Below are 19,595 nucleotides of genomic sequence, written 5' to 3'. Positions count from 1 at the left end.
GTATTTTAACACAAATGCCCCGCCGTTTGAGGGAGACCTCAGCGGCGGGGTTTTGTGCTGTTATCACCTCTCCGTCATCACTGCACGATGCCACCTCTCCTGGTAGGAGAGGCCTTGGCAGGCCGGGTAACCCCTGCTGGACGATGAAAGTCGTTTTCTATCGAAAACAGAAATGCTCCGCTGTCGAGACCAGCGGCATCTATACGATGCTGTGGATCTTAACAGCGGAGCACTCTATTTTATGAACGAGACGGAGAGGTTCTTACTCCACAATGATGCTCTTGCCGGTCATTTCAGCAGGCACGGGCAGACCGATATACGGCAGCATGGTGGGAGCGATATCGGCAAGGCAGCCGCCCTCACGCAGCTTCACATCGCCGCAGCCAACAGCCACAAAGGGCACCACATTGGTGGTGTGTGCGGTGAAGGGGGTGCCGTCCGGGTTCATCATCTTCTCGGCGTTGCCGTGGTCGGCGGTGATGAAGGCGCAGCCGCCTGCCTTCAGCACAGCGGACACCACCTGATCCACAGCGGTATCCACAGCCTCAACGGCCTTGACCGCAGCATCGAACACGCCGGTGTGGCCCACCATATCGCAGTTTGCGAAGTTCAGGATCACCACATCGTACTTGCCGCTCTCGATGCGCTTGACGCACTCGGCAGCAACCTCGGGGGCGCTCATCTCGGGCTTCAGGTCATAGGTGGCGACCTTCGGGCTGGGGATCACGCAGCGGTCCTCGCCCTCGTAGGGAGCCTCCACGCCGCCGTTGAAGAAGAAGGTGACATGAGCGTACTTCTCGGTCTCGGCAATGCGCAGCTGAGTCTTGCCATTCTCGGACAGGTACTGGCCCAGAACGTTCTTCAGCTCCACAGGCGGATAGGCGACCTCGCAGTTGGGCATGGTGGCATCGTATTCAGCCATGCAGACATAGTTCACCTGCTTGCGGCCGCCGCGGCGCTCAAAGCCGGTGAACGCATCGTCGCAGAAGATGCGGGTCATCTGGCGGGCACGATCGGGACGGAAGTTCATGAAGATCACAGTGTCGCCATCCTGCACGCGGCCACCCTCACAGGTGACGCAGGGCAGAACGAACTCGTCGGTCTTGTCTGCTGCATAGGATGCCTCGATGGCCTCGGCAGCGTTGGCGGCATGATTGCCCTCGCCGTAGACAAAGGCAGCATATGCCTTCTCTTCACGATCCCAGTTGTTATCGCGATCCATGGCGTAGTAACGGCCGGAGACGCTGGCGATCTTGCCGATGCCCAGCTCGTCCAGCTTGGCCTGCAGGTCGGCCAGGAAGCCCTTGCCGGAGTGCGGGTCGGTATCGCGGCCATCGGTGATGCAGTGCAGGTAAACGTTCTTTGCGCCCAGATGTTTTGCCATTTCCAGCACGCCGAACCAGTGGTCTGCGTGGCTGTGCACATCGCCGGTGCCCACCAGACCCATCAGATGGATGGCCTTGCCGGCATCGATGGCAGCCTTCATGTTCTTAACCAGAACCGGGTTCTGGAGCATCTCGCCGTCCTTGATGGACTTGGTAATGAGGGTGAGCTGCTGGTACACGATGCGGCCAGCGCCCATGTTGGTGTGGCCAACCTCAGAGTTGCCCATCTGGCCCTCGGGCAGACCGACGGCCATGCCGGAAGCGTTGATGGTGGTCATGGGATATTTTTCCATCAGAGAGTCGATAAACGGCTTGTTTGCGGCGGCCACAGCGTTGCCATAGGTCTCGTTGGGGGTCCAGCCAAAGCCGTCCATGATGCAGAGCATTACGGGTTTCTTGGACATAAATGGTATCTCCTTTGATTTTGAACTAAAAAGCGCCCGGCTTCAGCGCTTGCAAACGGCGCGGCCGGGCGCTGGGGTGATTTGCAAAAGGCAGTGTGCGACGCGGGGAAGCTCTGTTTCTCAGCCCTTGGTGGCTGCGTTGACGATCACTGCAAAGTCGGGAGCCTTCAGGGATGCGCCGCCGATCAGGCCGCCGTCCACATCCTTTTTGCTCAGCAGCTCCTCGCAGTTCTTGGCGTTCATACTGCCGCCGTACTGGACAGTGGTAGCCTCGGCAACTGCCTCGCCGTACACCTCGCCGATCACCTTGCGGATCTGGCCGCAGACTTCCTCAGCCTGATCGGCGGTAGCGGTCTTGCCGGTGCCGATGGCCCAGATGGGCTCGTAAGCGATCACGACATTTGCCATCTGCTCAGCGGTCACATCACGCAGAGCGATCTTGGTCTGCATACGCACCAGCTCTTCGGTCACGCCCTCTTCGCGCTGCTGCAGGCTCTCGCCCACGCAGATGATGACCTTCAGGCCGGCGTTCAGAGCAGCCAGAGCGCGCTTGTTCACGGTCTGGTCGGTCTCGGCGAAGTACTGGCGGCGCTCAGAGTGGCCCACAATGACGTACTCCACTCCCAGATCTACCAGCATGTCAGCGCTGATCTCGCCGGTGAAAGCGCCGGACTTCTCAAAGTGAACATTCTCAGCACCCACATGGATGTTGGTGCCCTTGGTCTTTTCCACAGCGGTGACCAGATCGGTATACGGGGTGCAGATAACCACCTCGCAGCCTGCGTCCTGCACGGCGGGGACCAGCTCATCCACCAGAACAGCAGCCTCGGAGGCAGTCTTGTTCATCTTCCAGTTGCCTGCAATGATAGCCTTACGCTTTGCCTTATCCATGATACTCTATCTCCTTTATTTACCTTCTATATGTGCAGTCTGTGCACAAACAAAAAGGTGCGGCGGCGCTGAAGCCGCCGCACCCATTTACGATGCCGGAAAAATTATGCGTTCTGAATAACTGCGATGCCGGGCAGCTCCTTGCCCTCCAGATACTCCAGAGAAGCGCCGCCGCCGGTGGAAATGTGGGTCATCTTGTCGCCCAGACCCATCTGCTGCACAGCTGCTGCGCTGTCGCCGCCGCCGATCACGGTGGTAGCGTCGCTCTCAGCCATAGCCTTAGCAACTGCCAGAGTGCCAGCTGCCAGAGTGGGGTTCTCGAACACGCCCATGGGGCCGTTCCACACAACGGTCTTGGATGCCTTGACAGCATCGGCAAACAGCTTCATGGTCTCGGGGCCGATGTCGCAGCCTTCCATGTCAGCCGGGATCGCGGTGACGGGAACAACAGTGGTCTCAACCGGAGCGTCGATGGGATCGGGGAAGTCCTTGATGCAGACAGCATCAACGGGCAGCAGCAGCTTCACGCCCTTCTCCTGAGCCTTGGCCATCATCTCCTTGCAGTAATCCAGCTTGGAATCGTCGCACAGGCTCTTGCCGACCTCGTAGCCCTGAGCCTTGACGAAGGTGTAAGCCATGCCGCCGCCGATGATCAGGGTATCGACCTTCTCCAGCAGGTTGGAGATAACATTCAGCTTGTCTGCGACCTTTGCGCCGCCCAGAATAGCGGTGAAGGGACGAACGGGATCGTTCACAGCGTTGCCCAGATACTTGATCTCCTTCTCCATCAGGTAGCCGACAGCGGTATCCTTGATGAAGTCGGTGACACCTGCAGTGGAGCAGTGTGCACGGTGGCAGCTGCCGAATGCATCGTCAACATATGCATCAGCCAGAGAAGCCAGCTCTTCGCTGAACTCAGGCATGTTCTTGGTCTCTTCCTTGCGGAAACGGGTGTTCTGCAGCAGAACGACATCGCCGTTGTTCATGGCAGCAACAGCAGCCTTTGCGTTCTCGCCCACAACGTTGTCGTCGTCAGCAAACACAACGGTCTTGCCCAGCTTTGCGCTCAGAGCCACAGCAACGGGTGCCAGGCTGAACTTTGCCTCGGGGCCGTTCTTGGGCTTGCCCAGATGGCTGCACAGGATGACCTTTGCGCCATCGTTGACCAGCTTCTGGATGGTGGGCAGAGCCGCGTTGATGCGGTTCTCGTTGGTGATCACGCCGTCCTTCATCGGGACGTTGAAATCGCAACGGACAAGCACCTTCTTGCCGCAGTAGTTCTGATCGTCGATCGTCTTCTTACCTAAACCCATGGTAATAAACTCCTCTCAAATTCTTTTCATCGGAATCGAATTTCACTCGTTATCGGGGCTTGCCTCCCCGTACACTCCTATTATAAACAAAAACTGTGTGGTTTGCAAGGACAGTCAATAGATAATTTATTAACAAACTTTCCCCGTATCCCGGTGGAAATGTGTCTATTTTGACTGAAAGGCGGAGCAACTCCCCTTTTTCATGAAAAAAAGAACCTCTGAAAAGCATTTTTTCCAAAGGTTCCCTTCTCTTATTTGATATCCAGTTCAGGCGGCACATCGATCTGGTCCGAGACATACTTGCCGTTCTTTTTGCGCTGCCGCACGCACTCCGTCAGCAGATATTCGATCTGCCCGTTCACCGAGCGGAAGTCATCTTCGGCCCAGGCGGCAAGGGCATCGTAGAGCTTCGCGTTCAGGCGCAGGGGCACCTGCTTTTTTGGTTCTGCCATCAGTACAGGCTGCCGCTGTTCACGATGGGCTGGGCATCACGGTTGCCGCACAGCACCACCAGCAGGTTGGAGACCATTGCCGCCTTGCGCTCGTCGTCCAGCTCCACTACCTTGTTCTCATTCAGGCGTTCAAGGGCCATTTCCACCATGCCCACAGCACCGTCCACGATCATCTTGCGGGCATCGATGATGGCACTTGCCTGCTGGCGCTGCAGCATCACGGCTGCGATCTCCGGCGCATAGGCCAGATAGGTGATGCGGGCTTCCACTACCTCGATGCCGGCCTCGGCTACATTCTTCTGGATCTCGTCCCGGATGCGGGCGGCTACCACCTCCGAGGAGCCGCGCAGACTGCCCTCATCGGCTACGCCGTCGCCGGTGGTGTCCACATTGGGAGCCACATCATAGGGGTAAACGCGCACCACATTGCGCAGAGCGCTGTCGCACTGCAGGGAGAGGTACTCCTTGTAGTTGTCCACATTGAATACGGCCTTTGCGGTATCGGTCACGCGCCAGATGACCGCAATGCCGATCTCCACCGGGTTGCCCAGACAATCGTTGATCTTCTGGCGGGAGTTGTTGAGGGTCATCATCTTGAGGGAGATTTTTTTGCCATCCTGCTCCCGGCTCGCCTGCACGACAGGCATCTTCTGGACGTCGCCGCTCTGGCTCAGCACTGTGCCCGCGGCGGGGTTGACGGAGGTGCAGAAGGGGTTCACCCAGTAAAACCCCTGTCCCTTCAGGGTGCCGATGTAATCGCCGAACAGGGTAAGCACCAGTGCTTCCTGGGGCTTTAACACCTTCAGGCCGCAGAGCAGGAAGATGCCGACGATGCCATAGACGATGCTCAGCACCAGCAAAATCACGCCCGGCACGTTATGTTCTGCCGTGAGCAGTATCCCACCCAGCACGAACACGATGATGGCCGCAACATAGCCGAGCAAGGTCAGCAGCAGCATCGTCATTCCGTTCTTCTTCGTTTGCAAGATCTTCTCTTCCATGTGAGATCCCTCCTTATCGGGTCTGGAAGTGTTTCTATCTGATATCAAAATCATATCATGTTGTGTTTCATCTGTCAAGAGGAAACAACAAAAAAGGCACCCTCGCCTTTCGACGAGAGTGCCTTCATTTCAAGAATCGAAATTCAAGAAAGAACGTTCAAGGGGATCAAATTACTTGATCTCGACCTTAGCGCCAGCCTCGGTCAGCTTCTTCTGGATGTCCTCAGCCTCAGCCTTGGAGACCTTCTCCTTGACAGCCTTGGGAGCGCCATCGACGATAGCCTTAGCTTCCTTCAGGCCCAGACCGGTGATCTCCTTCACCAGCTTGATGACCTGCATCTTGGTAGCGCCAGCCTCAGCCAGGATGACGTCGAACTCGGTCTTCTCTTCCTCAGCGGCAGCAGCAGCGCCAGCAGCAGCGGGAGCAGCAGCAGCAACAGCGGAAACACCGAACTCTTCGCAGTAAGCGTCGATCAGTTCCTTCAGCTCCAGAACGGACAGCTCCTTAACGGAGTCGATGATGGCAGTAATCTTCTCAGAAGCCATAGTAGTAACCCTCCAATATCAATGGTTTTGTTTGTTAGTTTCTTGTTTTGTTTAAGCAGCGGTCACGCGGCCATCAGGCAGCGGGCTCCTCCTGCTTGTCGGCATAAGCCTGCATTGCAACGGCCAGACCAGACAGAGTGCTGGTGAGGGCGCCTGCGAACATGGACAGCATGCCTTCGCGGTTGGGCAGCTTTGCGATTGCGTTGGTCTCGGCAGCGTCCATGACCTTGCCTTCCATGAAGCCAGCCTTCACGACGAACTTCTTGGACTTATCGCCATCCTGATACTTGCACAGGATGCGGGCAGCGGACATGGGATCCGCTTCGTGAGCAAAAGCGATAGCGGTATCGCCCTTGAACTGCTCAGCCAGGCCCTCCAGAGAGGTACCCTTGACAGCCAGACGCAGCATGGTGTTCTTCACGACCATGTAATCGACGCCTGCCTCACGCAGCTCCTTACGGAGCTTGGTGTCGTTCTCGACGTTAATGCCGCCGTAAGCGACGACGCAGCCGGAAACCGCACTCTCAAACTTTGCCTTCAGATCAGCGACATAAGCCTGCTTTTCAGAAAGAATCTTTGCACTGGGCATTCGGTTTCACCTCGTTTCAAAAACTTGTATCGAAAACCGGAGCAAGTATGAAAAAAGCCTCTTTCCCGCACTTGGCCGAGAAAGAAGCATAAAACAACTTTACGCACGTTTCTCGGCAGGCGGCATAGCCTTACACTGGACTCCAGTACCTGCTGTCTCAAAAACAGCATGATTATTTTACCGCAAACGTGCGGAGTTGTCAAGTCTTTTTTGAAATTTTCTGACAAAATTTTTCTGCCGCTCATACGAACGGCAGAAAAACGATCAGAACTTCAAATCAGACACCGTACTTCAGGGTGTTCAGACGGATGCCAGGGCCCATGGTGGTGGCGATGGTAGCGCTCTTGAAGTAGGTACCCTTTGCTGCAGCAGGCTTTGCCTTGGCAATAGCCTCCATCACAGTGTCCAGGTTGGTGTACAGCTTCTCTGCACCGAAAGAAGCCTTGCCCACGGGCACATGGATGATGTTCTGCTTGTCCAGACGGTACTCGATCTTACCAGCCTTGGCCTCGGAAACAGCCTTGCCCAGGTCGGGAGCAACGGTGCCGGCCTTGGGGTTCGGCATCAGGCCGCGGGGGCCCAGGACCTTACCGAGACGGCCAACGCGGCCCATCATATCGGGAGTGGTCACGACAACGTCGAAATCCATGAAGCCGCCGGCGATCTTTGCGATCAGCTCGTCATCACCGACGATATCAGCGCCAGCAGCCTCAGCAGCGGCAGCTGCGGGACCCTTGGCGATTGCGCAGACGCGGACGGTCTTGCCGGTGCCGTTGGGCAGAACGACAGCGCCGCGGACCTGCTGGTCAGCGTGACGGCCGTCAACGCCCAGACGGACGTGCAGCTCAACGGTCTCGTCGAACTTGGCAGAAGCGGTCTTGCAAGCCAGCTCCAGAGCCTCGTTCACATCATATGCCTTAGTAGAATCGACCAGCTTTGCAGCGTCGACATAGTGCTTGCCATGTTTCATTGTATATCCTCCTGTGTGGTCATGCGGGCAGTTTTATGCCCTCCCACTGTTTATGTCTCAGCCCTCGACGGTGACACCCATGGAACGGCAGGTGCCGCGAACCATGCTGCATGCAGCTTCCAGAGAAGCAGCGTTCAGGTCGGGCATCTTGGTCTTGGCAATCTCTTCCACCTGAGCGGCGGTCAGAGAAGCGACCTTTTCCTTGTTGGGCTTGCCGGAAGCGGTGTTGATGCCAGCTGCCTTCTTGATCAGAACGGCTGCCGGAGGAGTCTTGGTGATGAAGCTGAAGGAGCGGTCAGCATACACAGTGATGACGACGGGGATCACATAACCCATCTGGTTCTTGGTACGCTCGTTGAACTCCTTGGTGAATGCCATGATGTTGACACCCTTCTGACCCAGAGCAGGGCCAACAGGGGGAGCCGGAGTTGCCTTGCCGGCCTCGATCTGCAGCTTAATGTAGCCAGTAACTTTCTGTGCCATAATAAATGCACCTCCAAAAATCTGTGGTGAGTTGCGGCACGGTGTCTCCGTGCCTCCCACGAGCATGTGCACAGTGCACACGCTCTATAAGAACCGCACTGCGGTCTTACCTTGGTAAACGATTTGTGCCGGTTGGTTACGGCAGCTCGACCTGACCGATCTCCACCTCTGCGGGGGTCTCGCGGCCGAACATGTTGACCTTGAGCTTCACTTTGAAGTTCTCGGTATCGATCTCCTCCACAAGGCCCATAAAGCCTTCCAGAGGACCGGCGGTGATCTGCACGGTGTCGCCGACGTTGAAGTCGACTGCCAGAGGTGCAGCCTTTTCCACGCCCATCTTCTCTACTTCTTCAGCAGAGAGGGGAACGGGCTTGGATGCGGGGCCGACGAAGCCGGTGCAGCCGCGCGTATTGCGCACCACGTACCAGGTATCGTCGTTCATCACCATTTTGACCAGAACGTAGCCGGGGAAGAGCTTGTGCTCCACCATCTTCTGCTTGCCGTTCTTGTCAATTTCGGGAACCATCTCGACGGGAACCTTGATATCGCAGATCAGATCCTGCAGATGACGGTTCTCCACCATGGTCTGCAGGTCGTTCGCGACCTTGTTCTCATAGCCGGAATAGGTATGCACTACATACCAAAGTGCCTCATTGGATTGTTCTTCCATTTTGGTCTGCCCTCCGTTTCAAGATGATTCTCAGGCGCCGATGATCAGGCCCAGGATGCCGCCGAAGATGGCATCCAGCAGGATCATCACGACCGCTGCGATGGCGACGGTCACGAGCACGACGACGGTGTTGGTCTTAACGTCCTCTTTGGACGGCCACACCACCTTCTTCAGCTCGCTCTTGGTGTCGCGGAAGAACTTGGCACACTTGCCAAAGAAGTTCTTCACAGCGGCCTTTGCTCTGGCCACAAAGCCCGGCTTGTTCTCGGTTTTGTCTGCCATGATGCGTCCGCCTTTCTTACTTGGTTTCGCGATGAACGGTGTGCTTCTTGCAGAAACGGCAATACTTCTTCATCTCGAGACGATCGGGGTTGTTCTTCTTGTTCTTCGTGGTGTTGTAGTTGCGCTGCTTGCACTCGGTGCAGGCCAGAGTGATTTTAACGGTCATTTGTTGACACCTCCATTATAACGGTTGTTTTGAACCTCCCTCGGGTTGCGGGTGGTACCTGTAAAACAGGCGCACTTAATAACCCCGCAAAAGAGGTGATATCATTGTACCACGCACTTTTCCATCCGTCAAGCGGATTTTCTGCGGTTTTTCAACTTTTTTGAAAAATTTTTCTTTTGCTTCTTTCTGGTTCTGCCCGCTTGCATCGCGCGCATAGATATTGTATAATAACAGCGTCTATACCTATATAGAGAAATTCCGGCCTTCCGGCCGTACGATCAGGAGAGATCATGATGCAATCTGAAGAGAAACTCTGTGTCGTCGTGTTGTTCGGCGGTATGTCCAGCGAGCACGAGGTCAGCTGCGTGTCCGCCGGGACCTTCGTTGACAACCTCGACCCCAGCCGCTACGAAGTGCTGACCGTGGGCATCACCAAGGAGGGCCGTTGGCTGTACACCGAGGCCACGGCCGCCCAGATGGCCGATGGCAGCTGGGAAGATCTGGCAGGCAACATGGCCTGCGTCATCAGTCCGGACCGCGCCGACCACGGCATGATCCTGTTCACCCCGGAAGGCCATGTGGAAAAAGTGCATGTGGATGTGGTCATCCCGGTGCTGCACGGCCTGTGGGGCGAGGATGGCACGGTGCAGGGCCTGCTGGAGCTGGCCGGCATCCCCTACGTGGGCTGCGGCGTGCTGGCAAGCGCGGTGTGCATGGACAAAGCCGTGGCCAATGCTCTGTTCGAGGCCAACGGTGTGCCCCACACCAGATGGCTGGCTGCCGACCGCTGGGAAATCGAGTCCGATCTGGAAGGCGTGTGCGACGGTGTGGAAAGGAAGCTGGGCTGGCCCGTGTTCGTCAAGCCCGCAAACGCCGGTTCCAGCGTGGGCATCTCCAAGGCCCACGACCGTGCCGAGCTGAAGGACGCCATCCGGCTGGCTCTGGAAAACGACCGCAAGGTGGTGTTTGAAGCCTTTGTGGACGGTCAGGAAGTGGAGTGCGCCGTGATCGGCTCCGACCCCGCCGTGGCTACCCGTCCGGGCGAGATCCTTGCCGGTGCCGAGTTCTATACCTACGACGACAAGTACAAGAACGGCGTGAGCCAGACCGTCATCCCGGCTCACCTGCCGGAAGCAAAGCTGGACGAGGTGAAGACCTACGCCGCCATGGCCTACACTGCCCTGAACTGCGAGGGCCTTGCCCGCTGCGATTTCTTTGTGGAAAAGGGTACTGGCCGGGTGCTGATCAACGAGATCAACACCTTCCCGGGCTTCACGTCCATCAGCATGTACCCCAAGCTGATGGAGCACGAGGGCCTGCCGGTGCCGCAGCTCATCGACCGGCTGATCGCGCTGGCGCTGGAAAGGAAGGAAAAGCAGCATGGATAACCGCCCGATCGGCGTATTCGACAGCGGCCTTGGCGGCCTGACCGGTGTGCGGGAGCTGCGCAAGCGCCTGCCCCACGAGGAGATCATCTATTTTGGCGATACCGGCCGCGTGCCCTATGGCAGCCGCAGCCCGGAGACCATCCTGCAGTATGCCCGTCAGGACGTGGCATTCCTGCTTTCTAAAAATGTAAAGTGCATCATGGCGGCCTGCGGCACTGTGTCCAGTACCTACCCGGCTGCAGAAGCGGCAAAGCTGCCGGTGCCCTATCTGGGCGTGGTGGATGCTGCCGCCCGGGAAGCAGCCTTTGCTACCCGCAACCGCCGCATCGGCGTGATCGGCACCGCTGCCACCATCCGCTCCCGCAGCTACGAAAAGTTGCTGCGTCAGCTGGTACCGGGGGTGGAGATCACCGCGCAGGCCTGCCCGCTGTTCGTGCCGCTGGTGGAGGCCGGTTATGTGGACCACAGCGCGGAAGACAAGCAGGAAGTGACCCGGCTCGTCATCGCCCAGTATCTCACCGAGGTGCGTGAGGCCGGTGTGGACACCCTGATTTTGGGCTGCACCCACTACCCGCTGCTCAAGACCATGATCGGCGAGTTCATGGGCCAGAGCGTGACGCTGGTGGATCCGGCCAAGACCGCCGCCCACCATCTGGAACGCACCCTCAGCGAGCACGGCCTGCGGGCCAACCACCCCGCCGGGCAGGCGCATTTCTACGTGAGCGATGTGCCGGACAGCTTTGTGCAGACGGCAGACCTGTTCCTGGGTGAGTACAAGGGCGGCCCGGTGGATCAGATCGCCATCGACAAATACTAAAGCGAAGGACAAACGAACGTGAAGGAAGATTATATCATCCGCATCAAGAGCCGCTCGGAGCAGTTCGAGCACACCCAGCCCGTCCGGGTGGACGAGGATGACCGCATCGAACTGATGACCTACGGCAGCTTCGTGAAAAAGGGCGACACCTACTATATCACTTATAAAGAGACCGAGACCACCGGCTTTGCCGGCTGTACCACCACCATCAAGATCGCAGCCGACGGCAGCCGGGTGGGCCTGCTCCGGTTCGGCCCGGCCAACGCCCAGCTCATCATCGAGCGGGACCGCCGGAGCATCTGCCACTATGAGACCGAGGTCGGCTCCATGACGCTGGGCGTGACCGCCGACGAGATCGAGTGCGGCCTGACCGAGAAGGGCGGCACGGCCCGATTCAGCTATCTGCTGGACGCCGACGACCCTATCTCCATCATCAACCGCAACACGCTGGAAATTTCCGTGCAAAAGCCAAATTAAAGCGGTTCACCCTCTCCGTCCGTGCTTTCGAGTGCAAAGTTTCTCTCGTTTGCTAAAAGCGTTCCCCCTTTGGAAGAGCTGGACGCGAAGCGGCCTGAGAGGGTCAGCCCGTGAAAGGATAAAACAATGACTGAATTTGAAAAGATCTACCAGAACTATAACCCCCGTCAGGCTGCGCTGGACGAGGCACGCGCTCTGCTGACCGCTGCTGCCAAGGCCGCCATGGCCGATGGTGCTCTGCCGGAAGCTGAGCTGCCCGCCTTCATCGTGGAGATCCCCGCCGATACCAAGAACGGCGATATCGCCTCCAACATCGCCATGGCCGGTGCACGCAGCTGGCGCAAGGCTCCCAAGATGATCGCGGATGCGCTGCTGGCACATCTGCCCTCCATCGAGAACAGTGTGTTTGCCAAGGTGGAAGTGGCCGGCCCCGGCTTCATCAACCTGTTTTTGGCTCCGTCCTTCTGGGCCAGTGTGGTGCTGGGTGCCTGCTCCAACAAGGAGTATGGCCGCACCGATCACGGCAAGGGCGCCAAGTACAATGTGGAATTCGTTTCCGCCAACCCCACCGGCCCCATGCACATGGGCAACGCCCGCGGCGGTGCTCTGGGCGACTGTCTGTCCGCTGTGCTGGACTGGTCCGGCTATGATGTGACCCGTGAGTTCTATATCAACGATGCCGGCAACCAGATCCAGAAGTTCGGCAAGAGCCTTGCCGTGCGCTACCTGCAGAAGTACTGCGGCGAGGAAGCCTATCCGCTGCCCGCCGAGTGCTATCAGGGCGGCGACATCAAGGTGCTGGCCGGTGAGTTTGCCGAGCTGAACGGCGACAAGTACGTTGCCGCTTGCAAGGGGATGGACGAGGAGACTCTGTTCGAGAGCGAGGCCTTTGCCGCCCTGAAGGACGCACTGGTGGCCTACGCTCTGCCCAAGAACATTGCTGCCCTCAAGCGCGATCTGGGCAAGTACCGCATCGACTACGATGTGTGGTTCCATGAGAGCACCCTGCACGAGTCCGGCGCGGTGAAGGCCGTGGTGGATAAGCTGCTGGAGCTGGGCGCATGCTATAAGGCAGAGGACGGTGCCATCATGTACCGCAGCGCCCAGTACGCTGCCAAGTACGGCACGGTGAACAAGAAAAAGACCGAGGACGGAACCGAGGAGGAAGCCAAGGACGAAGTGCTCGTCCGTGCCAACGGCATCCCCACCTACTTTGCCGCCGATATCGCCTACCACTACAATAAGCTGGCCACCCGTGGCTTTGCCAAGGCCATCGATGTCTGGGGTGCAGACCATCACGGCCATGTGGCCCGCATGAAGGGTGCCATGGATGCCATCGGCCTGAACGGCGAAGATCTGGACGTTGTGCTGATGCAGATGGTCAACCTGATGCGCGACGGCCAGCCTGTGCGGATGTCCAAGCGCACCGGCAATGCCATCACTCTGACCGACCTGCTGGAAGAGGTGCCCATCGACAGCGCACGCTTCCTGTTCAATATGCACGACGCAGGCAGCGGCATCGATTTTGACCTCGATCAGGCTGTCAAGACCGACAACGATAACCCGGTGTACTATGTGCAGTATGCCCATGCCCGCATCTGCTCCATCCTGAAAAAGATGGAGAGCGAGGGCGTGCAGTTTGCCGGTGCCGAGAAGGTGGATGCCACCCTGCTCACCGAGCCTTCCGAGATGGATCTGATCCGGATGCTGGCAGCCTTCCCGCAGGAGATCGTCATGGCGGCCGAGAAGTACGACCCCAGCCGCATCAACCGCTTTGTCATTGATCTGGCCAGCGCCTTCCACCGCTTCTACGGCAGCTGCCGCATTCAGGGTGCAGACCCCGCTGTGCAGCAGGCACGTCTGGCTCTGTGCATCGGCGTGAAGAATGCCATCTTCAACGTGCTGACCATGTTCAAGATCAACGTGCCGGAGAAGATGTAACCGGAAGTTTTCCCGCATACGAAAAGACCCGCTCATCCGACACTTCATCGGGTGGGCGGGTCTTCGTTTGTCCCTTAATATTGGAAGTAGAGCTTCACTTCGCCGATCTTCTTTTCCGCAGCAGGATCGCCGCCGGGATGAGGTAGACCAGCACCGAAAGCAGCATGGATGCATCGTAGCCGCTCACGCTCTCGGCCACACTCTCGGTGCCGTAGAGCCCGCCGACGAGCATGGAGATGATGTCCATGCCGCCATGTAAGAACACCGTGACCCAGAGGTTGCCGGTGCGGAAGTAGATCGCCGCATACAGCACCCCCAGCGACGCTGCGAAGATACACTGCATCAGCACCCCCAGCGGCGCACTGGACAGCAGATTCGTCAGGTGGGCGCAGCCGAACAGCAGACCCGACAGCAGGCAGGCTTTCCAGATGCCGCCCCGGCTCGTGCCGAAGTGCTCCAGCAGCGTCTCCGCGATGACGCCACGGAACAAAAACTCCTCCGCGACGCCCACCAGCATCATATTGGCCAGAAAGCTCAGGATGCGCCAGAGCGGCAGCAGCGTGCCGTCTTCCGGCAGGCCGAACAGAATCTTTGTGTAGAGCGTGTACGCCAGCAGGGCCAGCGGATACATTCCCACCAGCAGGCCGTTGAAGAAGCCGCAGCCCCGCTTTCGCAGCAGCTGCGCCTTGCCGGTGCGCTTCAGCAGCAGCACGGCCACGCCGACGCCGACCAGCTCCTGGATGCAGCCCAGCAGATAGTCGTCCGCATAGGCCAGATCAAAGCGGAACAGCATCAGCAAAAACACCACAAGGATCGACGTTAGGATCAGACTTCCCAGAAACAGCACCTCCGCCCCGATACAGTAACCGAGCGGATGGTTTTTGCGCAGACGTTTGAGCATCGAATTTTCCTCCGTTGCAGATAGTGACTCTATTGTAACATATTGGGGGAAATTGTTCAAATCCCGCTTGCGGAGGCGGAAATACAGCAGCAGTCCCCTTGTTCGACATTCCTACTGGTCCAGGACCCGCGGGCTAAGCAACAGCCCTCAGGGCTGATTGCTTGCCTTGCTTTGCAAGGCCGCCCTGTTCAAATCCCGCTGCGAAGATGAAAAAAGACCAGACGGATTTTTATCCGTCTGGTCTTTTTTTGGTCGGAGCAGCGGGATTTGAACCCACGGCCTCCTCGTCCCGAACGAGGCGCGCTACCAACTGCGCTATGCCCCGAAAATACCGCAGCTAGTTGAGACTGCGGTTTTCTTGGTTGGGGATGAGAGAATCGAACTCCCACAAGTAGAGTCAGAGTCTACCGCACTACCACTATGCAAATCCCCAATATTTTGTTTTGTCAGGAGCGTTGCTCGCTGCTGACAAGGGATATTATACTATCAAACCACCTTCTTGTCAACACTTTTTCAGAACTTTTTTGCCGAAGTTTTTCCGGTAAATTCTCTGCGCGATTTCACGTGATTTTTACGTTCCAACTCTTGACACCGCCCCGCTTTGGGAATACTCTTATAGTACAAACTTCTCCTGCACGAGTGGGAAATTCAGAGAAAACGAGGGATATTACGAGATGAAAAAACGTGTTGGAATCCTGACTTCCGGCGGCGACTGTCCGGGTCTGAACGCCACCATCCGCGGCGTAGCAAAAGCACTGTATGCCCGCATGGGCGATAACGTGGAGATCGTTGGCATCCTGAACGGATACAGCGGCCTGATCAACGGCGACTACAAGGAGATGTGCGAGGACGATTTCCGCGGCATCCTGACGCTGGGCGGCACCATTCTGGGCACCAAGCGCACCCCCTTTAAAATGATGCGTGTGGTGGAGGACGACAACATTGATAAAGTTGCCGCCATGAAAAAGACCTACAAGGAAGCCAAGCTGGACTGCCTGCTGTGCCTGGGCGGCAATGGCACCCACAAAACCGCAAACCTGCTCTCGCAGGAGGGTCTGAACATCATCGGCCTGCCCAAGACCATTGATAACGATATCTATGGTACCGACGTAACCTTCGGCTTCCACACCGCCGTGGACATTGCCACCGATGTGATCGACCGCATTCACACCACCGCAGGCAGCCACAGCCGCGTGATGTGCATTGAGATCATGGGCAACAAGGCCGGCTGGCTGACGCTCTATTCCGGCATCGCCGGCGGCGCAGACATCATCCTTCTGCCCGAAATGCCCTACGACATCGACCGCGTCTGCGGTGCGGTGGAACGCCGCGCAAAGAAGGGTTCCAACTTTTCCATCATCGCTGTGGCCGAGGGTGCCCTGAACGAGGAAGAGGCCAAGCTGAAGCGCAAGGAATGGATGGCAAAGCGCGCCGAGGCAGGCTATGGCACCACCGCCACCAACCGCATTGCACAGGCCGTGCAGAAAAAAACCGGCATGGAGACCCGTGTGTGCATCCCGGGCCACATGCAGCGCGGCGGCAGCCCCAGCGCCTACGACCGTGTGCTGGCCACCCAGTTCGGCAGCTATGCGGCAAAGCTAGTGGAGATCGAGCGCTACGGCGTGACCGTTGCCATGGTGAACCGCCATGTCACCGAGAACCGTCTGGCCGACATTGCAGGCAAGACCCGCAACGTGCCGGAGAACTGCGACCTGCTCACCGTCGCCCGCCGCATGGGCGTGAGCCTGGGCTGAGATTTTCCTGAACCAACCAAAAAAGGAGCACTCCCCTGCATCATGCAGAGGGGTGCTCCTTTTGGTTTTGCGATTCCGAGGTCTTACAAGCGCTTACTTATTCTTGTACATATCCTGATAGTAGTTCTGGTAATCACCGCTGGTGACATGGTCCATCCACTCCTGATGGTTCAGGTACCAGTCGATGGTCAGCACGATGCCCTTTTCAAAGGGGGTCTCGGGGTACCAGCCCAGATCGTTCTTGATCTTGGTGGGGTCGATGCCGTAGCGGCGGTCGTGGCCCAAACGGTCGGCCACGTGCTTGATGAGGTCCTCGCTGATGCCCTCGTCCTGCAGGCGGTCGTGGAGCTGGTTGATGATGGTCTTGACGATGAAGATGTTGGGGCGCTCGTTGTGGCCGCCCACGTTGTACACCTCACCGATCTTGCCGCCGTTGGCTACCATGTCGATGGCCTTGCAGTGATCTTCCACATACAGCCAGTCGCGGATCTGCATACCGTCGCCGTAGATGGGCAGCTGCTTGTGGTGCTTGACGTTGTTGATCATCAGGGGGATCAGCTTCTCCGGGAACTGGTAGGGGCCGTAGTTGTTGGAGCAGCGGGTGATGTTCACGGGCATGCCGTAGGTATCGTGGAATGCCATAACGAACATATCGGCGCTGGCCTTGGAGGAAGAATAGGGGCTGTGGGGGCACAGGGGGGTGGTCTCCATAAAGTAGCCGTCCGCACCCAGTGCGCCGTACACCTCATCGGTGGACACCTGCAGGTACTTCTTGCCCTCTTTCCAAGTCTTGGCATCGGCATCATACCATGCTTCCTTGGCGCGCTGCAGCAGGTTGACGGTGCCCATCACGTTGCTCTGCACAAAAATTTCGGGGTTCTTGATGGAGCGGTCCACGTGGCTCTCGGCGGCAAAGTTGATGACGTAATCGAAATCGTACTTCTGGAACAGGCCTTCCACCAGCTCCTTGTCGCAGATATCGCCCTGCACGAACACATGGCGGGGGTCGCCCTCCACATCCTTCAGGTTTTCCAGATTGCCGGCGTAGGTCAGCTTATCCAGATTGACCAGCAGGATCTCCGGGTATTTCTTGAGCATATAATGCACAAAGTTGGAGCCAATAAAACCGGCGCAGCCGGTGATCAGATAGGTTTTCATAGGTTCAATTTCCTCTTTTCAGTCTTTCATCCCGTTGTCGCCGTCCCAGTGGGCGAAGAAGCAGGCCAGAGCGTCTCTCCAGTCGCGCACATCGTTGCCCACGGTGCAGCGCAGCATCCGGTTGTCCAGTGCGCTCCACTTGGGGCGGTCGGCGCTTTCCGGGTGCTTTGCCTTGTATTCCTCGCTGGTGCAGGGTGCCACAGCGGCATCCACGCCGGACAGGCGGATGATCTCGGACGCAAAATCATACCACGAGCAGATGCCCTCGCCGGTGCAGTGATACAGGCCGTACTCGTGGGTCACACACAGCTGCAGGATCTCGTGGGCCAGATCCACCGCATTGGTGGGGTTGCCGCACTGGTCATTGACCACTTCCAGCTTGCCAAACTTCTTGCCTGCGTTCACAATGGTCTTGACGAAGTTTTTGCCGTAGTAGCTGTAGAGCCACGCGGTGCGCACGATGAAGTGACGGTGGCAGAACTGCTCCACATACTTTTCGCCCATGAGCTTGGTAGAGCCATAGGCGCTGATGGGGCCGGGAATGGTGGCTTCGTCCTGTGCAACGCCGCCGTTCTCACGGCCGGAGAACACATAATCGGTGGAGACGTGTACCAGTCGTGCACCGGTCTTTTCCGCTGCCTGTGCCAGATTGCGGGGGCCGAGGGCGTTTGCCTTGAAGGCGGCATCATGGTTCACTTCGCAGCCGTCCACATTGGTGTAGGCAGCGCAGTTGATGATGACATCCGGGCGGTTGCGGCGGATGAACTCGTCCACCATTTTGTAGTTGGAGATATCCAGATCCGGCAGGTCCACGGCGATCACCGTGGCATTGAGCAGCTTTTCGGGGATGGGGCCGATCTCGCTGCGGCCTTCGCGCAGCTGCTTGAGGATCTCGGTGCCCAGCTGACCCTTGCAGCCGGTAACAATGATTTTCATATGGGTATGCCTTTCTTTTACTTAATAGCGCAGCTTGCCGTCTGCAACGTTCTTCAGGTGCTGGCCGTAAGGACTCTTGCCGTAGCGCTCAGCGCTTTCCAGCAGGGTGTCGCGGTCGATCCAGCCGTACTTGAAGGCGATCTCTTCCGGCGCACTGATCTTGATGCCCTGGCGCTTCTCGATCATGCGCACAAAGTCGGCTGCTTCCACCAGACTGTCCATGGTGCCGGTGTCCAGCCATGCAAAACCGCGGCCCAGCAGCTGAACATCCAGCTCGTCCTTCTTCAGATACATGTCGTTCAGGGTGGTGATCTCCAGCTCGCCGCGGGCAGAGGGCTTGACCTGCTTTGCCATCTTCACGACCTCTTTGTTATAGAAGTACAGGCCGGTGATGGCGTAGTTGGACTTGGGATGCTGAGGCTTTTCCTCCACGCTGAGCACCTTGCCGTCCTTGTCGAACTCCACGATGCCAAAGCGCTCCGGGTCCTGCACATAGTAGCCAAACACGGTGCAGCGGCCTTTGTTTTCCGCATTGGCGGCGGCGGTCTTGAGGATCTTGGAGAAGCCGTTGCCGTAGAAGATGTTATCGCCCAGGATCATGGCGCAGCAGTCGTCGCCAATGAACTCTTCGCCCAGAATGAAGGCCTGTGCCAGACCGTCCGGGGAGGGCTGAACTTTATACTGCAGATGGATGCCGTACTGGCTGCCATCACCCAGCAGCGCCTCAAAGCGAGGCGTATCGGTCGGGGTGGAGATGATCAGGATGTCCTGAATGCCTGCCAGCATCAGCGTGGACAGGGGGTAATAGATCATCGGCTTGTCGTAGACCGGCAGCAGCTGCTTGCTGGTGACCATGGTCAGCGGGTAAAGCCGGGTGCCGGCACCGCCGGCAAGAATGATACCTTTCATATTTGTGCACTCCTTTAATTAAAATGAAAAAAGTTGTGCAGCTATACGAAGCCTTCGTTTCCTCCGGCCTCGTAATATTCAAAGCGGAGCTGCGTCCGCTGTAAACAAAGTTGCAGAAAAACCGCTCTGCCGGGGGCATTCTGGCCACCGCAGATAGTTTTA

21 protein-coding genes and 2 tRNA genes are annotated in these 19,595 nt (G+C 57.7%); 5 read left to right on the top strand and 18 right to left on the bottom strand.

From position 1 onward, the window contains the following. Nucleotides 1-262 precede the first annotated feature (262 nt). From gpmI to rpmG, 12 genes are all read right to left on the bottom strand, one after another. Nucleotides 263-1,789: a 2,3-bisphosphoglycerate-independent phosphoglycerate mutase gene (gene gpmI, locus ACNQFG_RS08450; protein ID WP_423404552.1), complete on the bottom strand. Its 1,527-nt coding sequence runs from the start codon at nt 1,787-1,789 to the stop codon at nt 263-265. A gap of 120 nt (nt 1,790-1,909) precedes the next feature. Beyond that, nucleotides 1,910-2,680 carry a triose-phosphate isomerase gene (gene tpiA, locus ACNQFG_RS08445; protein WP_005945612.1) on the bottom strand — a complete coding sequence of 257 codons (771 nt, stop codon included), beginning with the start codon at nt 2,678-2,680 and terminating at the stop codon, nt 1,910-1,912. A gap of 104 nt (nt 2,681-2,784) precedes the next feature. Then, nucleotides 2,785-3,993, bottom strand: coding sequence for a phosphoglycerate kinase (locus tag ACNQFG_RS08440; RefSeq protein ID WP_005945608.1), 1,209 nt, complete (start codon nt 3,991-3,993; stop codon nt 2,785-2,787). 251 nt (nt 3,994-4,244) lie between these two features. Beyond that, the gene (locus tag ACNQFG_RS08435) at nt 4,245-4,445 is read right to left on the bottom strand and encodes a PTS ascorbate transporter subunit IIC (RefSeq protein WP_005940562.1); all 201 of its coding nucleotides are present in this window, start codon (nt 4,443-4,445) and stop codon (nt 4,245-4,247) included. Further along, nucleotides 4,445-5,446, bottom strand: a complete 1,002-nt coding sequence (locus ACNQFG_RS08430) for an SPFH domain-containing protein (RefSeq protein WP_423404551.1) — start codon at nt 5,444-5,446, stop codon at nt 4,445-4,447. Before ACNQFG_RS08430 ends, ACNQFG_RS08435 begins: the two co-directional genes overlap by 1 nt. Before the next feature lie 171 nt (nt 5,447-5,617). After that, on the bottom strand, nt 5,618-5,992 hold the full coding sequence (rplL, locus tag ACNQFG_RS08425) for a 50S ribosomal protein L7/L12 (RefSeq protein ID WP_154255606.1): 375 nt from the start codon (nt 5,990-5,992) through the stop codon (nt 5,618-5,620). A 73-nt stretch (nt 5,993-6,065) separates the two neighbouring features. After that, a complete protein-coding gene (rplJ, locus tag ACNQFG_RS08420; RefSeq protein WP_005944524.1) occupies nt 6,066-6,581 on the bottom strand; it encodes a 50S ribosomal protein L10 in 516 nt (171 codons plus the stop codon). A gap of 277 nt (nt 6,582-6,858) precedes the next feature. Then, nucleotides 6,859-7,551, bottom strand: a complete 693-nt coding sequence (rplA, locus tag ACNQFG_RS08415; protein WP_005920494.1) for a 50S ribosomal protein L1 — start codon at nt 7,549-7,551, stop codon at nt 6,859-6,861. Nucleotides 7,552-7,608: 57 nt separating this feature from the next. Then, the gene (rplK, locus tag ACNQFG_RS08410) at nt 7,609-8,034 is read right to left on the bottom strand and encodes a 50S ribosomal protein L11 (RefSeq protein ID WP_005920496.1); all 426 of its coding nucleotides are present in this window, start codon (nt 8,032-8,034) and stop codon (nt 7,609-7,611) included. A gap of 136 nt (nt 8,035-8,170) precedes the next feature. Beyond that, nucleotides 8,171-8,704, bottom strand: coding sequence for a transcription termination/antitermination protein NusG (gene nusG / locus ACNQFG_RS08405; protein WP_005944521.1), 534 nt, complete (start codon nt 8,702-8,704; stop codon nt 8,171-8,173). A 30-nt stretch (nt 8,705-8,734) separates the two neighbouring features. Further along, the gene (gene secE, locus ACNQFG_RS08400; protein WP_005944520.1) at nt 8,735-8,986 is read right to left on the bottom strand and encodes a preprotein translocase subunit SecE; all 252 of its coding nucleotides are present in this window, start codon (nt 8,984-8,986) and stop codon (nt 8,735-8,737) included. A 16-nt stretch (nt 8,987-9,002) separates the two neighbouring features. Further along, on the bottom strand, nt 9,003-9,152 hold the full coding sequence (rpmG, locus tag ACNQFG_RS08395; protein ID WP_005920501.1) for a 50S ribosomal protein L33: 150 nt from the start codon (nt 9,150-9,152) through the stop codon (nt 9,003-9,005). Nucleotides 9,153-9,445: 293 nt separating this feature from the next. On the opposite strand from rpmG, the gene ACNQFG_RS08390 reads away from it, so the two are divergent. The 4 genes from ACNQFG_RS08390 to argS all read left to right on the top strand — a co-directional run bounded on the left by ACNQFG_RS08390 (nt 9,446) and on the right by argS (nt 13,775). Further along, the gene (locus tag ACNQFG_RS08390) at nt 9,446-10,540 is read left to right on the top strand and encodes a D-alanine--D-alanine ligase family protein (protein ID WP_423406570.1); all 1,095 of its coding nucleotides are present in this window, start codon (nt 9,446-9,448) and stop codon (nt 10,538-10,540) included. Continuing rightward, nucleotides 10,533-11,357, top strand: coding sequence for a glutamate racemase (gene murI, locus ACNQFG_RS08385; RefSeq protein WP_423404550.1), 825 nt, complete (start codon nt 10,533-10,535; stop codon nt 11,355-11,357). Before ACNQFG_RS08390 ends, murI begins: the two co-directional genes overlap by 8 nt. Before the next feature lie 18 nt (nt 11,358-11,375). Next, nucleotides 11,376-11,834, top strand: a complete 459-nt coding sequence (locus ACNQFG_RS08380; protein ID WP_423404549.1) for a DUF1934 domain-containing protein — start codon at nt 11,376-11,378, stop codon at nt 11,832-11,834. A gap of 126 nt (nt 11,835-11,960) precedes the next feature. Beyond that, the gene (argS, locus tag ACNQFG_RS08375) at nt 11,961-13,775 is read left to right on the top strand and encodes an arginine--tRNA ligase (RefSeq protein WP_005944513.1); all 1,815 of its coding nucleotides are present in this window, start codon (nt 11,961-11,963) and stop codon (nt 13,773-13,775) included. Between the two features lie 94 nt (nt 13,776-13,869). Here argS and ACNQFG_RS08370 read toward each other — a convergent pair whose 3' ends face one another. The 3 genes from ACNQFG_RS08370 to ACNQFG_RS08360 form a co-directional block, all read right to left on the bottom strand. Next, nucleotides 13,870-14,676 (bottom strand): lysostaphin resistance A-like protein, encoded by an 807-nt coding sequence (locus tag ACNQFG_RS08370; RefSeq protein ID WP_423404548.1) that lies wholly within the window; start codon nt 14,674-14,676, stop codon nt 13,870-13,872. A 249-nt stretch (nt 14,677-14,925) separates the two neighbouring features. Further along, nucleotides 14,926-15,001 (bottom strand) — tRNA-Pro (locus tag ACNQFG_RS08365). A 34-nt stretch (nt 15,002-15,035) separates the two neighbouring features. Beyond that, a tRNA-Gln gene (locus tag ACNQFG_RS08360) sits at nt 15,036-15,109 on the bottom strand. Nucleotides 15,110-15,350: 241 nt separating this feature from the next. On the opposite strand from ACNQFG_RS08360, the gene ACNQFG_RS08355 reads away from it, so the two are divergent. Beyond that, the gene (locus tag ACNQFG_RS08355; protein ID WP_423404547.1) at nt 15,351-16,430 is read left to right on the top strand and encodes a 6-phosphofructokinase; all 1,080 of its coding nucleotides are present in this window, start codon (nt 15,351-15,353) and stop codon (nt 16,428-16,430) included. A 93-nt stretch (nt 16,431-16,523) separates the two neighbouring features. On the opposite strand, the gene rfbB is transcribed toward ACNQFG_RS08355, so the two are convergent. The 3 genes from rfbB to rfbA are packed head-to-tail and all read right to left on the bottom strand — an operon-like array spanning nt 16,524 to nt 19,433. Further along, a complete protein-coding gene (rfbB, locus tag ACNQFG_RS08350; RefSeq protein WP_154259028.1) occupies nt 16,524-17,588 on the bottom strand; it encodes a dTDP-glucose 4,6-dehydratase in 1,065 nt (354 codons plus the stop codon). Nucleotides 17,589-17,606: 18 nt separating this feature from the next. Further along, a complete protein-coding gene (gene rfbD, locus ACNQFG_RS08345) occupies nt 17,607-18,524 on the bottom strand; it encodes a dTDP-4-dehydrorhamnose reductase (protein WP_097775168.1) in 918 nt (305 codons plus the stop codon). A 21-nt stretch (nt 18,525-18,545) separates the two neighbouring features. Next, nucleotides 18,546-19,433, bottom strand: coding sequence for a glucose-1-phosphate thymidylyltransferase RfbA (gene rfbA / locus ACNQFG_RS08340; RefSeq protein ID WP_005944568.1), 888 nt, complete (start codon nt 19,431-19,433; stop codon nt 18,546-18,548). Nucleotides 19,434-19,595 lie beyond the last annotated feature (162 nt).

Source organism: Faecalibacterium prausnitzii, assembly GCF_049532945.1.
Lineage (GTDB): Bacteria > Bacillota > Clostridia > Oscillospirales > Ruminococcaceae > Faecalibacterium > Faecalibacterium prausnitzii_N.
This window is presented reverse-complemented; position numbering and strand designations above follow the sequence as displayed.

What these genes read in the sequence shown, in the direction of transcription:
- gpmI (WP_423404552.1), bottom strand. Translation starts at nt 1,789, where the DNA reads ATGTCCAAGAAACCCGTAATGCTCTGCATCATGGACGGCTTTGGCTGG.
- tpiA (WP_005945612.1), bottom strand. Translation starts at nt 2,680, where the DNA reads ATGGATAAGGCAAAGCGTAAGGCTATCATTGCAGGCAACTGGAAGATG.
- ACNQFG_RS08440 (WP_005945608.1), bottom strand. Translation starts at nt 3,993, where the DNA reads ATGGGTTTAGGTAAGAAGACGATCGACGATCAGAACTACTGCGGCAAG.
- ACNQFG_RS08435 (WP_005940562.1), bottom strand. Translation starts at nt 4,445, where the DNA reads ATGGCAGAACCAAAAAAGCAGGTGCCCCTGCGCCTGAACGCGAAGCTC.
- ACNQFG_RS08430 (WP_423404551.1), bottom strand. Translation starts at nt 5,446, where the DNA reads ATGGAAGAGAAGATCTTGCAAACGAAGAAGAACGGAATGACGATGCTG.
- rplL (WP_154255606.1), bottom strand. Translation starts at nt 5,992, where the DNA reads ATGGCTTCTGAGAAGATTACTGCCATCATCGACTCCGTTAAGGAGCTG.
- rplJ (WP_005944524.1), bottom strand. Translation starts at nt 6,581, where the DNA reads ATGCCCAGTGCAAAGATTCTTTCTGAAAAGCAGGCTTATGTCGCTGAT.
- rplA (WP_005920494.1), bottom strand. Translation starts at nt 7,551, where the DNA reads ATGAAACATGGCAAGCACTATGTCGACGCTGCAAAGCTGGTCGATTCT.
- rplK (WP_005920496.1), bottom strand. Translation starts at nt 8,034, where the DNA reads ATGGCACAGAAAGTTACTGGCTACATTAAGCTGCAGATCGAGGCCGGC.
- nusG (WP_005944521.1), bottom strand. Translation starts at nt 8,704, where the DNA reads ATGGAAGAACAATCCAATGAGGCACTTTGGTATGTAGTGCATACCTAT.
- secE (WP_005944520.1), bottom strand. Translation starts at nt 8,986, where the DNA reads ATGGCAGACAAAACCGAGAACAAGCCGGGCTTTGTGGCCAGAGCAAAG.
- rpmG (WP_005920501.1), bottom strand. Translation starts at nt 9,152, where the DNA reads ATGACCGTTAAAATCACTCTGGCCTGCACCGAGTGCAAGCAGCGCAAC.
- ACNQFG_RS08390 (WP_423406570.1), top strand. Translation starts at nt 9,446, where the DNA reads ATGCAATCTGAAGAGAAACTCTGTGTCGTCGTGTTGTTCGGCGGTATG.
- murI (WP_423404550.1), top strand. Translation starts at nt 10,533, where the DNA reads ATGGATAACCGCCCGATCGGCGTATTCGACAGCGGCCTTGGCGGCCTG.
- argS (WP_005944513.1), top strand. Translation starts at nt 11,961, where the DNA reads ATGACTGAATTTGAAAAGATCTACCAGAACTATAACCCCCGTCAGGCT.
- ACNQFG_RS08370 (WP_423404548.1), bottom strand. Translation starts at nt 14,676, where the DNA reads ATGCTCAAACGTCTGCGCAAAAACCATCCGCTCGGTTACTGTATCGGG.
- ACNQFG_RS08355 (WP_423404547.1), top strand. Translation starts at nt 15,351, where the DNA reads ATGAAAAAACGTGTTGGAATCCTGACTTCCGGCGGCGACTGTCCGGGT.
- rfbB (WP_154259028.1), bottom strand. Translation starts at nt 17,588, where the DNA reads ATGAAAACCTATCTGATCACCGGCTGCGCCGGTTTTATTGGCTCCAAC.
- rfbD (WP_097775168.1), bottom strand. Translation starts at nt 18,524, where the DNA reads ATGAAAATCATTGTTACCGGCTGCAAGGGTCAGCTGGGCACCGAGATC.
- rfbA (WP_005944568.1), bottom strand. Translation starts at nt 19,433, where the DNA reads ATGAAAGGTATCATTCTTGCCGGCGGTGCCGGCACCCGGCTTTACCCG.